The sequence below is a fragment of the Marinobacterium lacunae genome, from assembly GCF_000705555.1.
Classification (GTDB): Bacteria; Pseudomonadota; Gammaproteobacteria; order Pseudomonadales; family Balneatricaceae; genus Marinobacterium_D; species Marinobacterium_D lacunae.
Genome location: NZ_JMQN01000057.1, coordinates 281,069 through 299,589 on the forward strand (window position 1 = coordinate 281,069; position 18,521 = coordinate 299,589).

Annotated in this window: 18 protein-coding genes; 16 read left to right on the forward strand and 2 right to left on the reverse strand. The window is 52.8% G+C overall.

The genetic code is table 11. The annotated features are described in order from the left end of the window. Positions 1–38 precede the first annotated feature (38 nt). Positions 39–656, forward strand: coding sequence for a LysE family translocator (locus ADIMK_RS19350; RefSeq protein WP_036191511.1), 618 nt, complete (start codon positions 39–41; stop codon positions 654–656). A 208-nt stretch (positions 657–864) separates the two neighbouring features. On the opposite strand, the gene uraH is transcribed toward ADIMK_RS19350, so the two are convergent. Then, the gene (gene uraH, locus ADIMK_RS19355; RefSeq protein ID WP_036191514.1) at positions 865–1,221 is read right to left on the reverse strand and encodes a hydroxyisourate hydrolase; all 357 of its coding nucleotides are present in this window, start codon (positions 1,219–1,221) and stop codon (positions 865–867) included. Between the two features lie 350 nt (positions 1,222–1,571). Here uraH and puuE point away from each other — a divergent pair, with 350 nt between their 5' ends. From puuE to ADIMK_RS19385, 6 genes are all read left to right on the forward strand, one after another. Continuing rightward, positions 1,572–2,495, forward strand: coding sequence for an allantoinase PuuE (gene puuE, locus ADIMK_RS19360; protein WP_036191517.1), 924 nt, complete (start codon positions 1,572–1,574; stop codon positions 2,493–2,495). Positions 2,496–2,500: 5 nt separating this feature from the next. Then, positions 2,501–3,013, forward strand: a complete 513-nt coding sequence (gene uraD, locus ADIMK_RS19365) for a 2-oxo-4-hydroxy-4-carboxy-5-ureidoimidazoline decarboxylase (protein WP_036191729.1) — start codon at positions 2,501–2,503, stop codon at positions 3,011–3,013. A gap of 53 nt (positions 3,014–3,066) precedes the next feature. Then, positions 3,067–4,053: an allantoicase gene (alc, locus tag ADIMK_RS19370; protein ID WP_036191521.1), complete on the forward strand. Its 987-nt coding sequence runs from the start codon at positions 3,067–3,069 to the stop codon at positions 4,051–4,053. 12 nt (positions 4,054–4,065) lie between these two features. Beyond that, positions 4,066–4,566, forward strand: a complete 501-nt coding sequence (locus ADIMK_RS19375; protein ID WP_036191524.1) for an ureidoglycolate lyase — start codon at positions 4,066–4,068, stop codon at positions 4,564–4,566. 133 nt (positions 4,567–4,699) lie between these two features. Continuing rightward, complete coding sequence (locus tag ADIMK_RS19380; RefSeq protein WP_036191527.1) at positions 4,700–5,881, forward strand: urate hydroxylase PuuD; 1,182 nt, start codon at positions 4,700–4,702, stop codon at positions 5,879–5,881. Between the two features lie 255 nt (positions 5,882–6,136). Continuing rightward, complete coding sequence (locus ADIMK_RS19385) at positions 6,137–6,766, forward strand: TetR/AcrR family transcriptional regulator (protein WP_036191530.1); 630 nt, start codon at positions 6,137–6,139, stop codon at positions 6,764–6,766. Positions 6,767–6,873: 107 nt separating this feature from the next. On the opposite strand, the gene ADIMK_RS19390 is transcribed toward ADIMK_RS19385, so the two are convergent. Further along, entirely contained in the window at positions 6,874–7,773 is a 900-nt protein-coding gene (locus ADIMK_RS19390; RefSeq protein ID WP_036191533.1) for a LysR family transcriptional regulator, read from the reverse strand. Between the two features lie 104 nt (positions 7,774–7,877). Here ADIMK_RS19390 and ADIMK_RS19395 point away from each other — a divergent pair, with 104 nt between their 5' ends. From ADIMK_RS19395 to ADIMK_RS19430, 9 genes are all read left to right on the forward strand, one after another. Then, positions 7,878–8,993, forward strand: coding sequence for an FAD-dependent monooxygenase (locus ADIMK_RS19395; protein ID WP_036191536.1), 1,116 nt, complete (start codon positions 7,878–7,880; stop codon positions 8,991–8,993). 204 nt (positions 8,994–9,197) lie between these two features. Beyond that, entirely contained in the window at positions 9,198–10,694 is a 1,497-nt protein-coding gene (putP, locus tag ADIMK_RS19400; RefSeq protein WP_036191539.1) for a sodium/proline symporter PutP, read from the forward strand. A 51-nt stretch (positions 10,695–10,745) separates the two neighbouring features. After that, a complete protein-coding gene (locus ADIMK_RS22375; RefSeq protein WP_081849877.1) occupies positions 10,746–10,961 on the forward strand; it encodes a TetR family transcriptional regulator C-terminal domain-containing protein in 216 nt (71 codons plus the stop codon). Between the two features lie 139 nt (positions 10,962–11,100). Then, on the forward strand, positions 11,101–12,060 hold the full coding sequence (locus ADIMK_RS19405; RefSeq protein WP_036191542.1) for a LysR family transcriptional regulator: 960 nt from the start codon (positions 11,101–11,103) through the stop codon (positions 12,058–12,060). Between the two features lie 432 nt (positions 12,061–12,492). Beyond that, positions 12,493–13,509 carry a TRAP transporter substrate-binding protein gene (locus ADIMK_RS19410; RefSeq protein WP_036191545.1) on the forward strand — a complete coding sequence of 339 codons (1,017 nt, stop codon included), beginning with the start codon at positions 12,493–12,495 and terminating at the stop codon, positions 13,507–13,509. Positions 13,510–13,697: 188 nt separating this feature from the next. Next, the gene (locus ADIMK_RS19415) at positions 13,698–14,246 is read left to right on the forward strand and encodes a TRAP transporter small permease (RefSeq protein ID WP_036191548.1); all 549 of its coding nucleotides are present in this window, start codon (positions 13,698–13,700) and stop codon (positions 14,244–14,246) included. After that, entirely contained in the window at positions 14,243–15,505 is a 1,263-nt protein-coding gene (locus tag ADIMK_RS19420; protein ID WP_036191551.1) for a TRAP transporter large permease, read from the forward strand. Before ADIMK_RS19415 ends, ADIMK_RS19420 begins: the two co-directional genes overlap by 4 nt. A 48-nt stretch (positions 15,506–15,553) precedes the next feature. Beyond that, positions 15,554–16,720 carry an iron-containing alcohol dehydrogenase gene (locus ADIMK_RS19425; RefSeq protein WP_036191554.1) on the forward strand — a complete coding sequence of 389 codons (1,167 nt, stop codon included), beginning with the start codon at positions 15,554–15,556 and terminating at the stop codon, positions 16,718–16,720. Between the two features lie 39 nt (positions 16,721–16,759). After that, entirely contained in the window at positions 16,760–18,337 is a 1,578-nt protein-coding gene (locus tag ADIMK_RS19430) for an aldehyde dehydrogenase (NADP(+)) (protein ID WP_036191556.1), read from the forward strand. Positions 18,338–18,521 lie beyond the last annotated feature (184 nt).

Sequence of the window (18,521 nt, forward strand, 5' to 3'; positions counted from 1 at the left end):
CCCCCTTATGGGGCTCCTTTTTTCTGAGTAACGCCCTTATGAGTTTTGAAAGCTGGTCCCTGTTCTGCATAGCCTCCCTGCTGGTGATCCTGATCCCCGGCCCACTGTCGCTGTTGATGGTGGCCAACAGCCTTAACCATGGCATACGGCGAAGTCTGCCCGCTTTTGTTGGCGGCACCCTCGCCTCTCTGACGCTGCTGACCGCATCGGCAACAGGCCTCGGGGCTCTGCTGGCTGCCTCGGAAACGCTGTTCTCGGTTATCCGCTATGCCGGCGCCTGCTACCTGATCTGGCTTGGTTACAAAGCCTGGCGGGAAGCCGCGCAGGGTACGCAGGCCAGTGATGCCCCGCCGGTTAAGCCTCTGGCATCGCGGCTGTTTATGCGGGCGTTTACCCTGGGGATCAGCAACCCGAAGGACATCCTGTTCTTCGTCGCCTTCCTGCCCCAGTTCATCTCGCCGGACACCGCCTTGCTGCCCCAACTGCTGGTGATGTGCCTGAGTTGGTGCCTGTTGGATCTGATCTGCAAGCTGATCTATGGCGGCGGTGCGCGTCTGCTCTCGCCGGTGTTGAAGAACGGCCGGAATCTGGAGCACTTCAATCGTGCCAGTGCGGGGTTGTTTGTGGGGATTGGGGGAGTGGTGTTGATTAAGTAAGGGTGCGGCTGCTCCAAAGGGGATGGATAGATCAGTGCGTTCAGCCAGTTCTACTTAAACCCGCCCTGTTCTGCACCTCTGCCTTAGCCAATCACCATCTCTACCGCAATGGTTGAAGAGCAGCACAAGAAAAGCCGCCCGGTACACCGGGCGGCTTTTCCATAGGTGTTTTCAGATACCGCGCTGATTAGAGCGTGGTATCGACTGTTCAACTACCCCGATAAGTAGAGTAGCTGTACGGCGAAATCAGCAGGGGCACGTGGTAATGCTCGGCTTCGTCGGCTATGCCAAAGCGCAGTACCACGTCATCGAGGAAGGCCGGTTCCGGCAGTTCAACGCTGCGTGCGCGGTAGTAGTCACCCACGCTGAAGACAAGCTCGTACACACCTTTCACGAAATCATCGCCGTCCAGTACGGGAACATCGCAACGGCCGTCGTTGTTGGTCACTGTCTGGTTGATCAGCTCACGGCGCTGGTCGCTGCCGATTCGGTACAGTGAAACCGGTATGTTTTCGCCGGGACAGCCGTGAGCTGAATCCAGCACATGAGTCGTCAGGTAGCCCATCGTTCGTTATTCCTCTATTTACCGTTGTCTGTTCGGCCAGACGGCTCAAGCGCCCCTCCAGCCCGTTCACACCACTATAATTCACCGGCCTTTAAAAAAACATAAAACCACTGTAATTGTATACACTTTAAGAATTCACTTTGTGAAAACGCTACCATTTATAACGTATGTCATTATATTAAAAGGATTAACCAGCCATATCTTGTGCTGAACCGTCTGCTTACTGCACAAAGCAGAAAATCACAGTTGTGTAATTTTTTAATTTCTTGTATACAATTAATGCACACTAAAAAAGAGCTCCTTTGCAAACCGCTCTATCACCATCTCTGCCCTCTATAAGGAGTTGAGTCGTGAACAAAGATTATCCACGCGACCTGATCGGATACGGCCCGAACCCACCCCATGCACACTGGCCCAACGACGCCCGTATCGCTGTTTCATTTGTGCTGAATTACGAAGAGGGCGGCGAGCGTTGCATCCTTCATGGCGATAAAGAGTCGGAAGCTTTCCTCTCCGAGATGCCGGGCGCCCAGCCACTGGCCGGCGTGCGTCACATGAGTATGGAGTCCTGCTACGAGTACGGCAGCCGTGCCGGCGTCTGGCGCCTGCTGAAGCTGTTCAAGAAGCACGATATTCCGCTCACTATCTTTGCGGTGGCGATGGCCGTGGAGCGTCACCCCGAGGTGGCCCAGGCAATGGCACAGGCCGGACACGAGATTTGCAGCCACGGCTACCGCTGGATCGACTATCAATACACCGATGAGTCGGAAGAGCGCGATCATCTGTCGCGCGCCATCGACATCATCAAGAACATTACTGGCGAGCGCCCGCTGGGCTGGTACACCGGCCGCACCGGCCCCAACACCCGCAAGCTGGTGATGGAGGAAGGTGGCTTTATGTATGACTCCGACGCCTACGACGATGACCTGCCCTACTGGGTCGACAACGACGGCAAGGGCCATCTTGTGATCCCCTACACCCTGGATGTAAACGACATGCGCTTTGCCACCGCGCAGGGCTTCAACAGCGGCGAGCAGTTTTACCAGTACCTGAAGGACAGCTTCGACACCCTGTATGAAGAGGGCGCCGAGGCACCGAAGATGATGTCCATCGGTCTGCACTGCCGTCTGGTGGGCCGTCCGGGCCGAATCGCCGCCCTCGCCCGCTTTATCGAGTACGCAAGCAGCCACGACAAAGTGTGGTTCTGCCGCCGTATCGATATCGCCAGGCACTGGCATGAACACCACCCCTACAACGCGGAGGCAGGCAAGTGAGCGATATGACGTTTAAAAGCTGCAAGCCGAGCGAGATGACGCGGGAGGCGTTCGTCAGCCATTTCGGCGACATCTACGAACACTCCCCCTGGGTGGCCGAGCAGGCCTTCGATCAGGGCGGTATTGACGCTCTGGACAGTATCGCCACCCTGCAGCAGCGCATGGCTGAGATTCTGCTTAAGGCCGACAAACAGGCACAGCTTGAGCTGATCAACGCCCACCCGGACTTGGCCGGCAAGGCCGCAATCGCCGGGGAGCTGACCGAATCCTCCACTGCCGAGCAGGCCGGCGCCGGTATCAGCGAATGCACAGCCGACGAGTTTGCCCGCTTCACCGAGCTGAACAACGCCTACAAAGCCAAGTTCGGATTCCCATTCATCATGGCGGTTAAAGGCAGCAATCGGCACCAGATACTGGCGTCCTTCGAAGAGCGCATTCACAACACGCCGGATGAAGAGTTCGAACGCGCCTTGCAGGAGATCAACAAGATCGCCCTCTTTCGCTTGGAAATCATGTAGGCACCCGGCAACGCCAGCCACTCATTGCACTTTAGGTTTTAGGTAGAACAATAATGAGCAACACCCACTTCGATAAGTACATCAACCTGGCCGACGCCCGCCTCGGCACCAAAGCGATCTTCGTCACCGACGACTGGTTTGCAGCGGTAGACCGCATGCTGCAGCCCGAAGCCCCGGTCTGGAAGGAAGGCGTTTTCGACGACAACGGCAAGTGGATGGACGGCTGGGAATCACGCCGCAAGCGTTTTGAAGGCTACGACTACACCATCATCCGTCTCGGCGTACCCGGCGTTATCTGTGGCGTGGATATCGACACCTCGTACTTCACCGGCAACTTCCCGCCCTCAGCCTCGCTGGAAGCCTGCTACAGCCCGGACGGAGACCCGGCAGACGATGCCGAGTGGACCGAGTTGCTCGGTGCCGTCAGCCTCCAGGGCAACAGCCACCACCTGCACGCCATTAACGATGACCGCCCCTGGACCCACATCCGCTTCAACATCTACCCGGATGGCGGCGTGGCGCGTCTGCGTGTGTACGGAACACCCTATCTGGACTGGAAAAAACTCGCGGGCGAAGAGATCGACCTCGCCGCTGCCCTCAACGGTGGCCGCGCCCTCGCCTGCAGCGATGAGCACTTCGGCAAGATGGGCAACATTCTGAACCCGGGCCGCGCCGTGAACATGGGTGATGGCTGGGAAACGGCCCGCCGTCGCACCCCCGGTAACGACTGGGTGATCGTCGCCCTGGGCCACCCCGGTGAAATCAGCCGCATCGTCGTGGATACCCTGCACTTCAAGGGCAACTACCCGGACAGCTGCTCCATTCACGCTGCCTATGTGAAAGGCGGCACCGATGAGCAGATCGAAACCCAGAGCCTGTTCTGGAAAGAGCTGCTGCCGGCACAGAAGCTGGAGATGCATCAAGAGCATGAGTTCAGCGCCGAGATCAACGATATCGGCGCGATCACCCATATCCGCATCAACATCTTCCCGGATGGCGGCATCAGCCGACTGCGTCTGTTCGGCAAGATCACAGACTGATAGGGGCCCGGTATGCTGATCATTCGACCGGAACCGCTAACCGCCGAAGCGTTCAAGCCCTTCGGCGATGTGATCGAGACCCGTGATCGCGACTTTTTCATGATCAACAGCGGATCAACCCAGCGCTTTCACCGCCTCGCCAGCGTGATGCTCGGCAAGGCGGGTGATCGCGGCATTATCAGCATCTTCAGGGCGAAACATACGCCCATGCCGATGCAGGTGAAAATGCTGGAGCGCCACCCACAGGGTAGCCAGGCGTTTGTGCCGCTGAAACAGAACCCCTTCCTGGTGCTGGTAGCCCCGGCCGGTGAGACACCCGATCCCGCGTCGATCCGAGCCTTCATTACCGATGGCACCCAGGGCGTCAACTACCACACCGGCGTGTGGCACCACCCGGTGCTCACCTGCGTGGAAGAGGACGACTTTCTGGTGGTCGACCGTGAAGGCGAAGGCAACAACTGCGACGAGTACTTCTTCGCAGACGAAACAAAGATCCTGCTGCAGACCCCGTAAGGCTAAGGCCAGGGAAGCTGTTCACAGCTTCCCTGATGCCAGCAAATCTAAGGCACGTCGTAGGACTTCCATAAAAAGAAAGTGTTGGCTCAAGACTCTATCGCCAAAGCCAACCGACTATGAGGAGTTGACTATGGATCCCCATATCACTGAATGGCTCAACCTGGCCGTGCGCTGGGTTCACATGATCACCGGTATCGCCTGGATTGGCGCATCCTTCTATTTTGTCTGGCTGGAAAACCATCTGGACCGCCGCAACCCAAGGGAAGGCCTCTCTGGCGACCTCTGGGCCATTCATGGCGGTGGTATCTACCATCTGGAGAAGTACAAGCTGGCCCCGCCAGAGATGCCAGAGCAGTTGCACTGGTTCAAATGGGAAGCCTATGCCACCTTCCTGTCCGGCTTCGCGCTGCTAAGCGTTGTTTACTACCTCAACGCCCAGCTTTATCTGGTTGCACCGGGTTCTGACCTGAGCTCCGCTGCCGCCATCACCATCGGCGTCGGTAGTCTGGTGGTCGGCTGGCTGGTCTACACCTCCCTGTGCGACTCGCCCTTGGGCAAAACCCCTGCCCTGCTTGGCCTTGTGCTGTTTGCCCTGCTGGTGTTTGCCGCCTGGGGCCTGTCGCAGGTGTTCAGTGGTCGCGGAGCGTTTATCCATGTGGGTGCGATCATCGGCACCATCATGGTCGGTAACGTGTTCCGCGTGATCATGCCGGCCCAGCGCGCGCTGGTGAAAGCGATTGAAGAGGGCCGTGAGCCGGACCCGCTGCTGCCGGCCAAGGGTCTGCTGCGCTCACGCCACAACAACTACTTCACCCTGCCGGTGCTGTTCATCATGATCAGCAACCACTTCCCGAGCACCTACGGTAACGAGTTCAACTGGGCCGTACTGGCGGGCATCGCCGCATTGAGCGTACTGGTGCGTCACTACTTCAACACCCGGCACGAATCCCAGAAATACGCCTGGACCCTGCCCGCCGCCGCACTCGGCATGATCACCCTGGCCTTTGTGGTCGCACCGCAGAAAGCCTCCAACGCGGCTCAACCGCAGCAGGTAACCTTCAACCAGGTATCTGCGGTGATCCAAGAGCGCTGCACCGTCTGCCACTCTGCCAACCCGAGTTTTGCAGGCTTCAACAGCGCTCCGGCCGGCGTGATGCTGGATGCCCCTGAGCAGATCAAAATGCTGGCCGACAGAATTCACGCCCAGTCCGTCGCGACCCAGACCATGCCGCTGGGCAACGTCACCCATATGACCCTGGCAGAACGCGACCTGGTTGGCGAGTGGATCGCCAACGGTGCCCATATCAACTGAGTAATTCCCCCACACCTTTCACAGCCCTGCGTTATGCGCGGGGCTTTTTTTATTTCCATCGAACCAACTGGAACGGAGTGGTTAAAACAAGGCTCGATTTCACCGAAACTAGCTGATCGCACCAGAGAAAACCGAAATACCGATGACTCTCGCAAGACTGAACTAACCCAAGCCCTCGCTTGAGCCCACTATTCCCCCACTGTTAACATGCAAAAAAATAAACCCAAAAGTCAAAAACCGGGAATCCAACATTCGATGTCGCGAATCAGTGAACACAACCGAGAGCTGATCATCCAGGCGGCCAGCGAAATCTTCGCCGACCAAGGCTACGCCGCCACCAAGATCATCGATATCGCCAAGCGCGCAGGTCTCCCCAAGCCCAACATCTATTACTACTTCAAGAGCAAAGAAAACCTCTACCGCAGCGTCATCGAGAGCGTCATCGACCCGCTGCTGCAAGCCGCCCAACCCTTCTATGAAAACGGCGACCCGGCCACCGTATTGGCGCAATATATCCGCGCCAAGATCAAAGTCTCCCAGCAGCACCCCCACGCCTCCAAGGTATTCGCCAGCGAGATCATGCACGGCGCCCCTCACCTGCCCGAGGATATCGCCGAGAAGATGATGGAGCAGACGCTCCAGAGCAGCAGCAAGATTCAGGACTGGATCGATCAGGGCCTGATGGACCCGGTTGATCCCCACCACCTGCTGTTTACCCTCTGGGCATCCACCCAGACCTACGCCGATTTCGACTGGCAGATTTCCAAGGTGACCGGTAAAGAGAAGATGTCACAGAGCGATTATGACCTGGCGGCAGAACAGCTGACGCAGATGATATTGAAAGGCTGTGGGGTGCAGAGGTCAAAAGCGGCGAAGGCTGGTTAGACACAGGATTCGTCGTAATAGTGTTCTATCGCAGGGCCTGGTTTCTGCAGGTGCTTCAAACCACGTAGCCGCCAGGTTTCCTGCCTCCGCTGAAAGAAAACGAGGCTTCATTTCTGATCTATCCTCAACGCAACCAACGTCGACTGCAGGTGCTCCAGGAACACCTTCACTTTTTCCAGCGGGTATTTTCTCCCCGAATAAAATGCGTAAAGCACAAGATCTTCCGGTTCAGCGTCAAGCTCTACCCTGACTAAAGATCCTTTGTCTATCTCTGCCTGGCAGGCATGGACAGGCAAAATAGCGAAGCCAAGTCCCTTCAATGCAGCGGCCTTGGCCATGTGGCCGCTGTTAATCCTGTAGCTGGATTTCACCTGCAGAGTTTGATTCTGCTTAAATCGCCAGGGCATACCTTGCAGGACAGACAGGCTGGTAATACAGGGCACTTTACCCAACTCCTCCAGCGTGTGCGGTAGCCGGTGACGCTCAAGCAGTTGAGGTGCCGCCACCACGCAACTCGGCCAGCGCAGAATCTCCTTGGCGACCCAGCCGGAATCTTCCAGCGGTCCACGTCCAAAACGTAACACCAGATCGAACCCTTCCAGTAGGCCTTCCGTGGGATTTAACTGAGTATCGCAGCTCAACTGTATTTGCGGATGCTGGAGACAGAAGTCGGCGATGATGTCAGCCAGGAAAGGGAGATCTGGCGTGACAATCTTGAGGTGACCAGAAAGGGAATCGCCATACACTGAGACCTCTTCCAGCGCTCCATTCATCGCCCGCGTAAGCGGCGTAATGGACTGATAGAGCTGCCTGCCTGCGGCGGTGGGAATCATCTTGCGCGTTGTGCGTTCCAACAGTCGCAGATTCAGTTGTTGCTCCAGCAAGGCGACATGGCGGCTAACATTCGATGTCGGCAGTTGCAGGTGCTCTGCTGCCCGCTTGAAGCTCAGTTTTTCATACACCGCCTCGAAGCTGACTAACCACTGAAGCTCGATACTTTCGATCATCAATTCGCCCGATATTTGGGATTAAGCAACCAATTTTATCACCTTTATCCTGAATACCGGCTTTGTGACACTCCCTACCGAATTCAATTATTGAGGTAGAGAGGATGAACGCTCCACGAATTGCCATAGTCGGTGCTGGCGTTGCCGGTATGGCACTGGCGATACTCGCCACCAAGCAAGGTCATCAGGTGACCCTGTATGAACGTGACAGCACCGTTTCGTCTATCGGTGCCGGTGTCACCCTTTGGCCAAACGCCATGTTTGTTCTGCAACAGCTAGGAATCGATAAAGAGATAGAGCGCCTGGGCGGCTCACCGCGTTTTATGCGCCAGTTCGATCATCAGGGCAGCCGTAAGGGTGAGCTCGATATTGACGAGTTGAACACGCTGTGTGGTCTCCCCAGCGTGACCATCTTACGTCGCGACCTTATGCATATCCTGGCCAGCGCCTTGGAGGATCTGGGCGTAGAGATGCACGCGGGTTGCTCGTTGACGACGCAGGATATCGACCGATTAAAGCAGGAATCTGATCTTGTAGTCGGCGCCGATGGTCGCATGAATTCGGTCGTTCGCCAGACTCTGTTTGCCGACAAGGTGACGCCCCGTTATCAGGGCTTTATCAATATTATTGGCATCAGCGAGATGGATGGGTGTGTTTGGGATAACGCCATTCATGACTTTCGCGGCCCGGGCGAGCGTTTCGGCATAGTCCCCGTTAAAGCCGGATCCTGTTACTGGGCCGCCGCCTGGGCGACGCCGATTGATAGAGAACGGCCGGTATCCGGCTGGTATGACGAGATGCTCCAGCGGTTTCGGAACTGGCCAGCCTTGGTGCAGGATGTATTGCACTCCCGTGACCAAGCATCGCTCAATCGTATTTTCGTGCACGATATTGACCCTCTGCCCTATTGGCACCGGGACAATGTGTTGATTATTGGCGATGCTGCCCACGCACCTTTGCCAACATCAGGACAGGGAGCCTGTCAGGCGTTGGAGGATGTCTGGCATCTGTGCCGGCTTTTAGGGGCTAATGACAGTCTGCAGAACGTGCTGAGCGCATTTTATCAGCAGCGTATTGCCAAGACCTCCGCAGCGCAAAATACCGGCCGACAGTTGGCACGAAGCATTTTTACAGAGCACTCTGAACCTCAGCCATCGGTTGCGGGCATTTCCCCCGAGCAATTGAGTCAGTTTTGGATGCAGGGGTTAGAAATTAACTAACAGGCAGAACGCGAAAAGCCCCCACGACCGGGGCTTCTTATCTGATCGTTAGCTTTACAGCGGTAACTGCGCGCCCGCATAGGCGACCGACCCTGCCCCCTCTAACTTGTTAAGCGCAACAATAGCAACTAGACCTAAAAGACATAAGGTTGTGCCCTGAGGACACAAGATTCAAGTCTAGTGACATCAGTTGGAGGTACGGTTATGGAGACCGGGGTGTGGATGAGCTTGACGCTCTATTTCGTTTTAATGATCGCCATCGGCTTTTACGCTTGGCGCAAATCAACCTCGTCGTCCGAAGAATACATGTTGGGGGGACGCAATCTCCCGCCATCGGTCGCAGCGCTATCGGCCGGTGCGTCTGACATGAGCGGCTGGCTGCTGCTGGGGTTGCCGGGGGCATTGTTCGCATCCGGGCTGGTGCAAGCGTGGATCGGTATCGGCCTGCTTGTCGGTGCACTTGTCAACTGGATCGTCGTGGCACCACGCCTGCGTGAGCAGACAGAGCGCTACGATAATGCCCTCACCATTCCGGAGTTCCTGGCCAACCGTTTCCCGTCCAGAGCGTTTGCCCTGCGTACCGTATCAGCGGTTATCATCGTCGTGTTCTTTGCCGTGTACACCGCGTCCGGCCTGGTCGCGGGCGGCAAGTTGTTTTCAAGCGCCTTTAGTGGGTTAGTCAGCTCAACATCGTTCAGCGATTACTCGGTGGGGGTATGGCTAACGCTGGGCATCGTCCTCACCTATACCGTTATCGGCGGCTTTCTGGCGGTTAGCCTCACCGACTTCGTGCAAGGGTGCATCATGATGATTGCGCTGGTGCTAATGCCGATCGTTGTGCTGTTCGGCAGCGGCGGAGGTGGCTTCAGCCAAGCCTCCGAGACACTCGCCAGTGTCGATCCAAACTTTCTGTCGTGGACGCATGGCTTAACCTTCGTGGGCTTTATATCGGCGGTCACCTGGGGCTTGGGGTATTTCGGTCAGCCCCATATTATCGTCCGCTTCATGGCGGTGCGCTCGGTCAAGGAGGTCTCCACAGCCCGTAACATCGGCATGTCCTGGATGGCGATTTCACTGATCGGTGCCATCTGCCTGGGCATATTCGGGCGTGCCTACGCGGTGCGTAACGGCCTTGATGTAACCGACTCCGAGACGATCTTTATCATTCTGGCGGATCTCTTGTTCCATCCGCTGATCACCGGGTTCCTCTACGCCGCGCTACTGGCGGCCATCATGAGCACCATCTCCAGCCAGTTGCTGGTGTCATCCTCATCGCTGACGGAAGACTTTTACCGACTCTTTCTTCACAAAGAGGCCAGTGAGCGCGAGAGCGTGCTGATCGGGCGGATTAGCGTTCTGCTGGTAGGTATAGCGGCAGCATTTATAGCGGGCGACCCAAACTCCAAAGTGCTGGGTTTGGTTAGCCATGCGTGGGCAGGGTTTGGCGCGGCCTTCGGCCCGCTGATCATTCTGTCTCTAACCTGGCGACACATGTCCGGCACCGGCGCTGTGGCGGGGTTGGTCACCGGTGCTGCCACGGTGATTGTCTGGATACTGCTGGGCTGGAATAGCAGCTTCATGGGTGGCCCCGGGGTGTATGAGATCGTACCGGGCTTTATCCTGTCATGGCTTGCCATCTATCTGGTCAGCCGGGCCACCGAATCAACCGGGGAGTTCCGCGAAATAGTGCAGGGTAAATAGAGGCGGAGCCTTACGCTGCTCTGATTAAGCTGGCCGGGTGGTCGCCATTCTATTAACGCGGCGACCCGGCCACCGTGTTGGCTCAATACATTCACGCCAAGATCAAAGTCTCCCAGCAGCACCGAGTTTCAGGACTGGATCGACAAGGGCCTGGTGGCCCACATCAACCCAAACCACCTGCTGTTCATCCGCTGGGCCGCCACCCAGCAATTAACCCAGCTGATGCTGAAAGGCTGTGGGGTGCAGACATCCAAAACGGATAACTAAGAAAGTTAAGACAAGCTATCTAGTGCTTCAACAGCATCTTAGCGTGCCTTAGAGTCGAATTCGCGATAGGCTTTCGCAGTCAAATTCACTGGACCGCAACTCCACAAGCGGTACCCAAGAAAAACCACATAGAGAATTTATGGTTCCGTTACTCAATTCCATCATATCTCGTTTACGCTTCAAACATATGCAACTTATTATTGCTATTGAAGATTACGGAACTTTACATAAAGCGGCAAAGGCGATCTCCATTTCTCAGCCAGGGGCTACCAAACTACTAAATGAAATAGAAGAATCCATTGGGTTAAAATTATTCGAGCGGACGGCCAAAGGTATAGTACCCAATGAAGCCGGAAGCTGCGTGACAAGATACGCACGACTAATATTCAATGACCTTTCTCATATGAGAGAGGAAATTGTGGGCATTGCCGAAGGTGCAGGTGGACATATCGCTGTGGGATGTATCATGGGGGCTATCCCCCTATTAACCAGGGCGATTTATGATCTGCGATGTGATCAACCAGAGCTAACTGTAGAGATATTTGAAAATAACAGTGCCAATCTTCTTCACAAAATCGACCAAGGGCGTATCGATTTTGCGCTCTGTAGAGTAAGCAGTGGGCAAAACATTTTGCCATATGACAATTTGGGTTTAAGTGAAGAGCCTCTAGCTATTGTGGCAAATACAGCTCATCCACTTTTAAACTGCAAGAATGTGAGTCTGGCCGAGCTTGCTGATCATCCTTGGGTTCTCTACACATCAAATACCCCAATGCGCCAATCTATCGAATATGAAATGCATAAGCTCGGTCTTGAAATTATTAAACATCCAGTAGAGTCTTCATCAGCTTTTTCGACAATTATGCTCCTCCAACATGACGTCAACCTATTAGCAGTTCTTCCTTTGGATGTGGCTGAGTTCTTTGTAAGCAAGAACCTAATATCGTTACTGGACATTAAAATAACTTCGCTGATGAGTAAAATCGGGATAGTGAAAAGGAAAGATTTTAACCTCACGCCAACTGCCCATATTTTAATAGCAAAGCTATATCAGAACTTAGGTTTGGCCTACGACAAGAGCGACTGGCATAGAAAGTAGCTTACCGAACCTGATAACGTATAAACTCTGCACACAGAAACCATCTAGCCAGAAAGCAACATTGACGGCAATCACACATCGCCCATCCCCCCAGTAACCGTTCGTTACGCGCCTCTGTTCAGCCTGTAAGTTGCTGAACAGAGGCGCATAACTATGCCATTTCGAGCACCAGGATCAGGGAAGCTGGCATCAGTGATAGCCCGCGGCTTACGCTCGCGTTGAGAGTGATCACGATTGGTTATGTTGGAATCATGAATATTCATTATCCAAAAAATTATCATTGTGTATATTGCCTAACCAAAGGAGAAAAATATTGATGAAAATTTAATTATTATTTCCGAATGGTTAATCCAACATTTAGATAATAATTAAATTGGCGACATCTCCTTTTCAGATAAAAATATCAATATCGATAAAATAATAGAGGATTTCATGTCTAAAAATAGCATAATAACTAAAGTATGTGCGGCTGCCCTTGCCGGCTTCCTCCTTTCTACAAGCGCCCTCGCAGCAGATTTCAAAATCAAAATATCGCATTCCTCTCCCGCTAGTGGTGACCGGTTAGAGAAATCTTTAGCAATCTTCAAAAAGAACGTCGAAGAAAGAACTGATGGCAATGTTTCAATATCCACATTCCCTGCCAGTCAATTAGGCGGTGAGCGGGAGCAGATGGAAGGTGTTCAGTTCGGCTCGATAGAAATGGCCGTTCTGGTTGGTCCTATTTCCAACATATATCCAGACATCATGGTATTTGATTTGCCATATTTATTTAAAAACAGAGACGTTGCCTACAAAGTAATGGATGGCGAATTTGGGCAGAAAATACTGAATGGTTTGCTCGAAAGAACTGGAATCCGGGCGATTGCATGGGGTGAGAATGGTTTCCGTCATTTCACCAACAATGTTCGCCCACTTGAGACTCCAGAGGATCTTAAAGGCCTGAAAATCAGGACTATGGAAAACCCGGCACACATCGCCATGGTCAATTCATTCGGTGCGATTGCGACACCCATGGCATTTAACGAACTGTACTCTGCTCTGCAGCAGGGCGTTATCGATGGTCAGGAAAACCCGGTATCGTTGATTGAAAGCATGCGTTTTTACGAAGTTCAGAAACATCTAACGCTGGATGGCCACGTTTATAGTCCCTTTACATTCATTGTGAATAACGGATTCTTCGAGAGTTTACCTGCTGAATATCAGAGAATTATTCAAGAGGAAGCCAAACTCTGGAGCACCAATGAGCGCAAGCTGAATGCTGAGCAAGAGAATGCAGGCGTTGAGAGACTCAAACAGGCCGGTATGGAAGTCGTCTCCCTAAGCGATGAAGTTAAAGGACAATTCCGGGAATCCACTACCCCTGTATATAACACTTACCGTGAAAAATTGGGTGATGACCTCATCGATGAATTGATGAATGCGGTATCTGAAGCAGAATCCAACCTTTAAAACGCCCCAATGGATCGATAACCATATTACATCGTCGCTAGTTTTCATAAACTTCACTAGCTATATAAAGGCTTCACCGTAACAAGGATGATGCGGTGAAGCCTTACTAAAAACATTTCAACGTCCAACATGAATTCGGCTCTTTATTCAAAGAAAAACTCATGACAATAGCAAATTAGGTTATCTTTATGCCGTTTTATAAGATATTAAAAAAGCTAGATTATATATTGAGCAATGTTGAAGAAAAAATAATATTTACCCTCCTGGCTGGCATGCTGGCAGTCGTTTTCCTAGGAGTACTCAACCGGATCTCCTTGCAAATACCAATGTCATGGTCTGAGGAGGTCGCACGTTACCTAATGATTTGGGTCACCTTTATTGGTGCCAGTCTTGGCCTTAAGCGCTCGGTACATATATCAGTTGATGCGCTGATACTTTCGACACCGAAATCAGCACAGAGATTTATAAATCTTTTCGGCAACATTATAGGCTTTACATTTTGCATTTTGTTTTTATATATAGGCATAGAATTTATAGGTCGCATGATAAATTCAGGCCAGCTATCACCAGCGCTTAGAATACCCATTTACTTCGCTTATGCAGCTGTTCCGAGCGGGTTCTTTTTAATGTCGCTACGTTATTTAGCGAGCGTAATGCAGTTCTTTTTTGATAAAGATAGTACCTCAATTGATTCAAAAACATCAGCATGTTTTGTTGAAGGGAGTGAAGTCAAATGACGTCTGCCATGTTTTTGAGCATGCTCGTTCTAGTATTCTTTAATCTACCCCTCGCATTAGCTATTACCTTTGCGTGTATTACGGCTTTTGTATTTTTTAGTGATATGCCGACGTTTGTTTCTGTTCAGCGCATGTTCACGGGTATTGATTCGTTTCCTCTAATGTCAATTCCGTTCTTTCTCTTGGCCGGAAAGATAATGGAGAAAGGGGGCGTATCCACTCGCTTGGTTAATCTAGGGGCTAGTATCGTCGGTTCCACCCCAGGTGGTCTGGCCATAATAGCCTTACTCGCCAGCATGTTTTTTGCGTCTATTTCCGGCTCTGCTCCAGCGACCGTCGTTGCGATTGGCAGCATAATGGTGCCGGCAATGATAAAAGCGGGCTACGACAAGGGCTTCTCCGTCGCACTGATGGCTGTTGGCGGGACAATTGGCGTTATCATACCACCCAGTATCCCCTTTGTTGTTTATGGTATTTCCGCCAACGTCAGTATAGGTGATCTTTTTATAGCAGGCATAGTACCTGGAATTTTCGTCGGTATTTCGTTGATCGTATATTCGTTCATATACTCTAAGAAGCGGGGCTATAGAGGGGGCAATCCAACCAGCTTTTCTAACTTCTTATGCTGCCTAAGAAAGTCCCTACTCGGGCTAGCGATGCCTATAATCATTCTTGGAGGGATCTACAGCGGCGTCTTTACACCAACCGAATCCGGCGCCATTGCTTGCGTATATGGATTAGTTATATCCATGTTTGTTTATAAAGAGCTACGCTTTTCTGATCTAAAAGATGTTTTTGTATCTTCAGGTTTGACTTCATCAATGGTCTTGCTAATCATTGGTGCCGCCAACATTATGGGATGGGTTTTAACGACAGAGCAGTTCCCGCAGCAAGTTTCCAATTTTATTGCAGGCGCAGGAGCAGATAAAATCTGGCTACTCTTGGCGATCAATGCGGTTCTTCTTTTTATTGGAACCTTTTTGGAACTAAATGCCGCTATTATCCTACTGGTACCAATATTTTTGCCGATCCTTGCGAGCGAAGGAGTCAACTTAATACATTTCGGCGTCATCATGATAACCAACCTCGCGATTGGACTACTTACCCCTCCCCTTGGAGTTAACCTGTTTGTCGCTAAAAGCTTGAGTGATACAACTCTTGCTATCGTAATAAGAAAAGTATTTCCTCTTCTTTTGGTAATGATAGTTGACCTTCTTCTATTTACATTTCTGCCAAAAATATCGCTTATTTTTGTTTAATAAAATTTAAAAACTAACTTTTGGGCATTTCCCCTCAAAGAGGACACTATGTACAACTTTAATTTCTTCTTTCCTACCACACTGAAATCTGGATACGGACTTGCCAAGAAAGCCGGTGAATTGTTAAAGCCGTATGTCCATAAAAAACTTATGGTCGTTACCGACAAAGGGTTAGTTGATTCAGGTGCCCTGATCGGCTTCTTTGATTCTCTAGACCAAGCCGGGCTGAAATATGATATCTATCAGGATGTGCAGCCCAACCCGTCCAGTGAAGTAATCGATGATGCAGTAGCGTTTCTCCGGAGTTCAGACTGCGATGCTATCATCGGTATCGGAGGGGGCAGCAGCATCGATGCGTCCAAAGCCGTAGCCGCAATGGCAACTAACCCCGGCAGTATCCTCGACTATGAGGGGTATGACCGGCTAATCAATGATCCCCTGCCGCTTTTCGCGATTCCGACCACCTCAGGGACAGGCAGCGAATGCACCGCGTCAACCGTTGTAACGAACCCGCAGAATAGCTTTAAAACCGCGATTATCAGCCCGCGGCTGTTCCCGAAACTGGCGATCCTTGATCCCGAGTTAACCATACAGCTCCCACCGGCTATTACCGCATCAACCGGTATGGACGCGTTGACCCATGCGATTGAATCCTATGTATCCAAACAGGCTAACCCCATTAGCCGTGCCTTAGCGATCGAAGCGATCAGGATGATCGCGCAAAACCTTAAGAAGGCCTACTTTGTTGGCACCGATGCCAGCGCCCGCGAAAATATGTTGATAGCCTCTTTCCTGGCAGGTTTGGCCTTCTCGCAGTCAAAACTGGGTAATGTTCACGCCATTTCTCACACGTTTGGCGGTATTTTCAATATCCCTCACGGTGTGGCCAACGCCGCGCTCCTACCCTTTGTTGTGAAGTTCAACATGGATGCTTGCCCCGAGCTGTTCAAAGATATTGCAGTGGCACTGGGTGAATCCGTGGATGGCCTGGACGACTACAGCGCGGGAAGCAAAACGATCGACGCTATAGTCAAGCTTAATGCGGTTATTGGCATCCCGGCTAATGTTCAAGAGTTGGGCGTTAAACTCGATAAGACCCAGCAAATGGTTGAAGACTCCATGCGTAGCGGCAACGTGCTGGTTAACCCTCGTTTGACCAGAGCCTCCGATATTGAACAGATCATCACCAACGCCTACCACGGCCACCTAGCGTGATGCCTTTGTTGTTTACTTCTCATTACTTTAGGAAGCCAAATGTCTTTAACAGGTGAAATGCTTATTGGTCAGAGTAGCGTTGCCGGCTCTCGTGACCCCATTCATGCGATCAATCCCTCCACTGGTGAACAGTTGGAACCGGGCTACTTAGGAGGCACCGCAGCCGAAGTTGACCGCGCCGCTCAATTGGCCTGGGATGCATTCGATCAGTATCGCGAGACCTCGCTGGACGCACGCGCCAGATTTCTGGAAACCATCGCAGGCAACGTTGAAGCACTTGGAGACGAGCTCCTGACCCGCGTAATGGCAGAAACCGGGCTCCCCCGTGGCCGAGTAGAGGCCGAGTTGGCGCGAACGTGTAAACAACTGCGCCTGTTTGCTGACGTGGTTCGCAGCGGCGAGTGGTTGGATGTTCGTATCGATTCCGCCCTCCCCGAGCGTCAGCCAATCCCGCGCGTGGATATGCGATCACGCCAAATCCCACTGGGGCCAGTAGTCGTATTCGGTGCCAGCAACTTCCCACTGGCATTTTCCGTAGCAGGGGGCGATACCTCATCGGCGTTAGCCGCAGGCTGCCCCGTCATCGTAAAGGCACATTCGGCTCACCCAGGCACATCTGAACTTGTTGGTCGGGCTGTTCAGAAAGCGGTTGCCGAGTGCGGCATGCCGGAGGGTGTCTTCTCCGTACTTTTTGGCTCAGGGCGCGAGGTCGGGGCGAAGCTGGTTGCGGACAACCGTATCAAGGCCGTAGGTTTTACGGGCTCTTTCAGTGGTGGCACCGCACTTATGGCTATCGCACAGCAGCGCAATGAACCGATACCGGTCTATGCCGAAATGAGTTCAAGCAACCCTGTGTTCCTGCTTCCCTCAGCGTTGAGCAATCGTGGCGAAGCATTGGCTGATGGATTTGTCAGCACGCTGACCACTTGTGCAGGCCAGTATTGCACCAGTCCTGGACTGCTCATTGCGGAGAAAGGCCAGGCGCTTAACACCTTTATTACCACGGCTGCGGCAGCCATCAACCAATCTGCAACTCAGACCATGCTCACGCCGGGTATCTATGATGCATACGAGCATGGCGTAACCGCCTTGTCTGCTAACCCCCGGGTTCGCACGCTAGCCCACGCCCTAGCATCAGACGCGCCGAACCAGTGCAGGGCAGCTTTGTTTGCAGTATCAGCACGGGACTTCATGGAGGACGACTCACTCCACGATGAGGTGTTTGGATCAGCTGCATTGGTAGTCGAGTGCAATGATCAAACTGAAGTTCTCCAGGTAGCCGAGTGTCTGGAGGGCCAGTTGACCGCCACGCTGCAACTTGATGAAGCGGACTTGGACGCGGCCCGCAAATTGATGCCTATACTAGAGCGTAAGGTTGGGCGTGTGCTGGTTAATGGCTGGCCACCGGGACTGGAGGTTGGCCATACGACTGTGCATGGCGGCCCCTTCCCTTCGACCTCTGATAGCCGAACCACGTCAGTGGGCAGTGCAGCCATCGTGCGTTTTCTAAGGCCGGTATGCTATCAAGCAGTACCTGATAACCTGCTGCCGGACGCGTTGAAAGAGCGCAACCCTTTGCAGCTCAAACGCCTTTACGATGGAAAATGGGATCTCTGATCGGCGCATAAAAGGCGCTCAGCAATCACCCAGGTTTGCATGACAATGCCTACCTGGGTACCCTCGAACATTCTCTGACTTTCACTGATAGATCTGCTGCGTCTCCAGCAACAACAAGCTATCGCAGCACAACCGCGCAGCAGCTGACCCAGCTGATGCTTATCTTTCCCCTCAAGCAGCATAG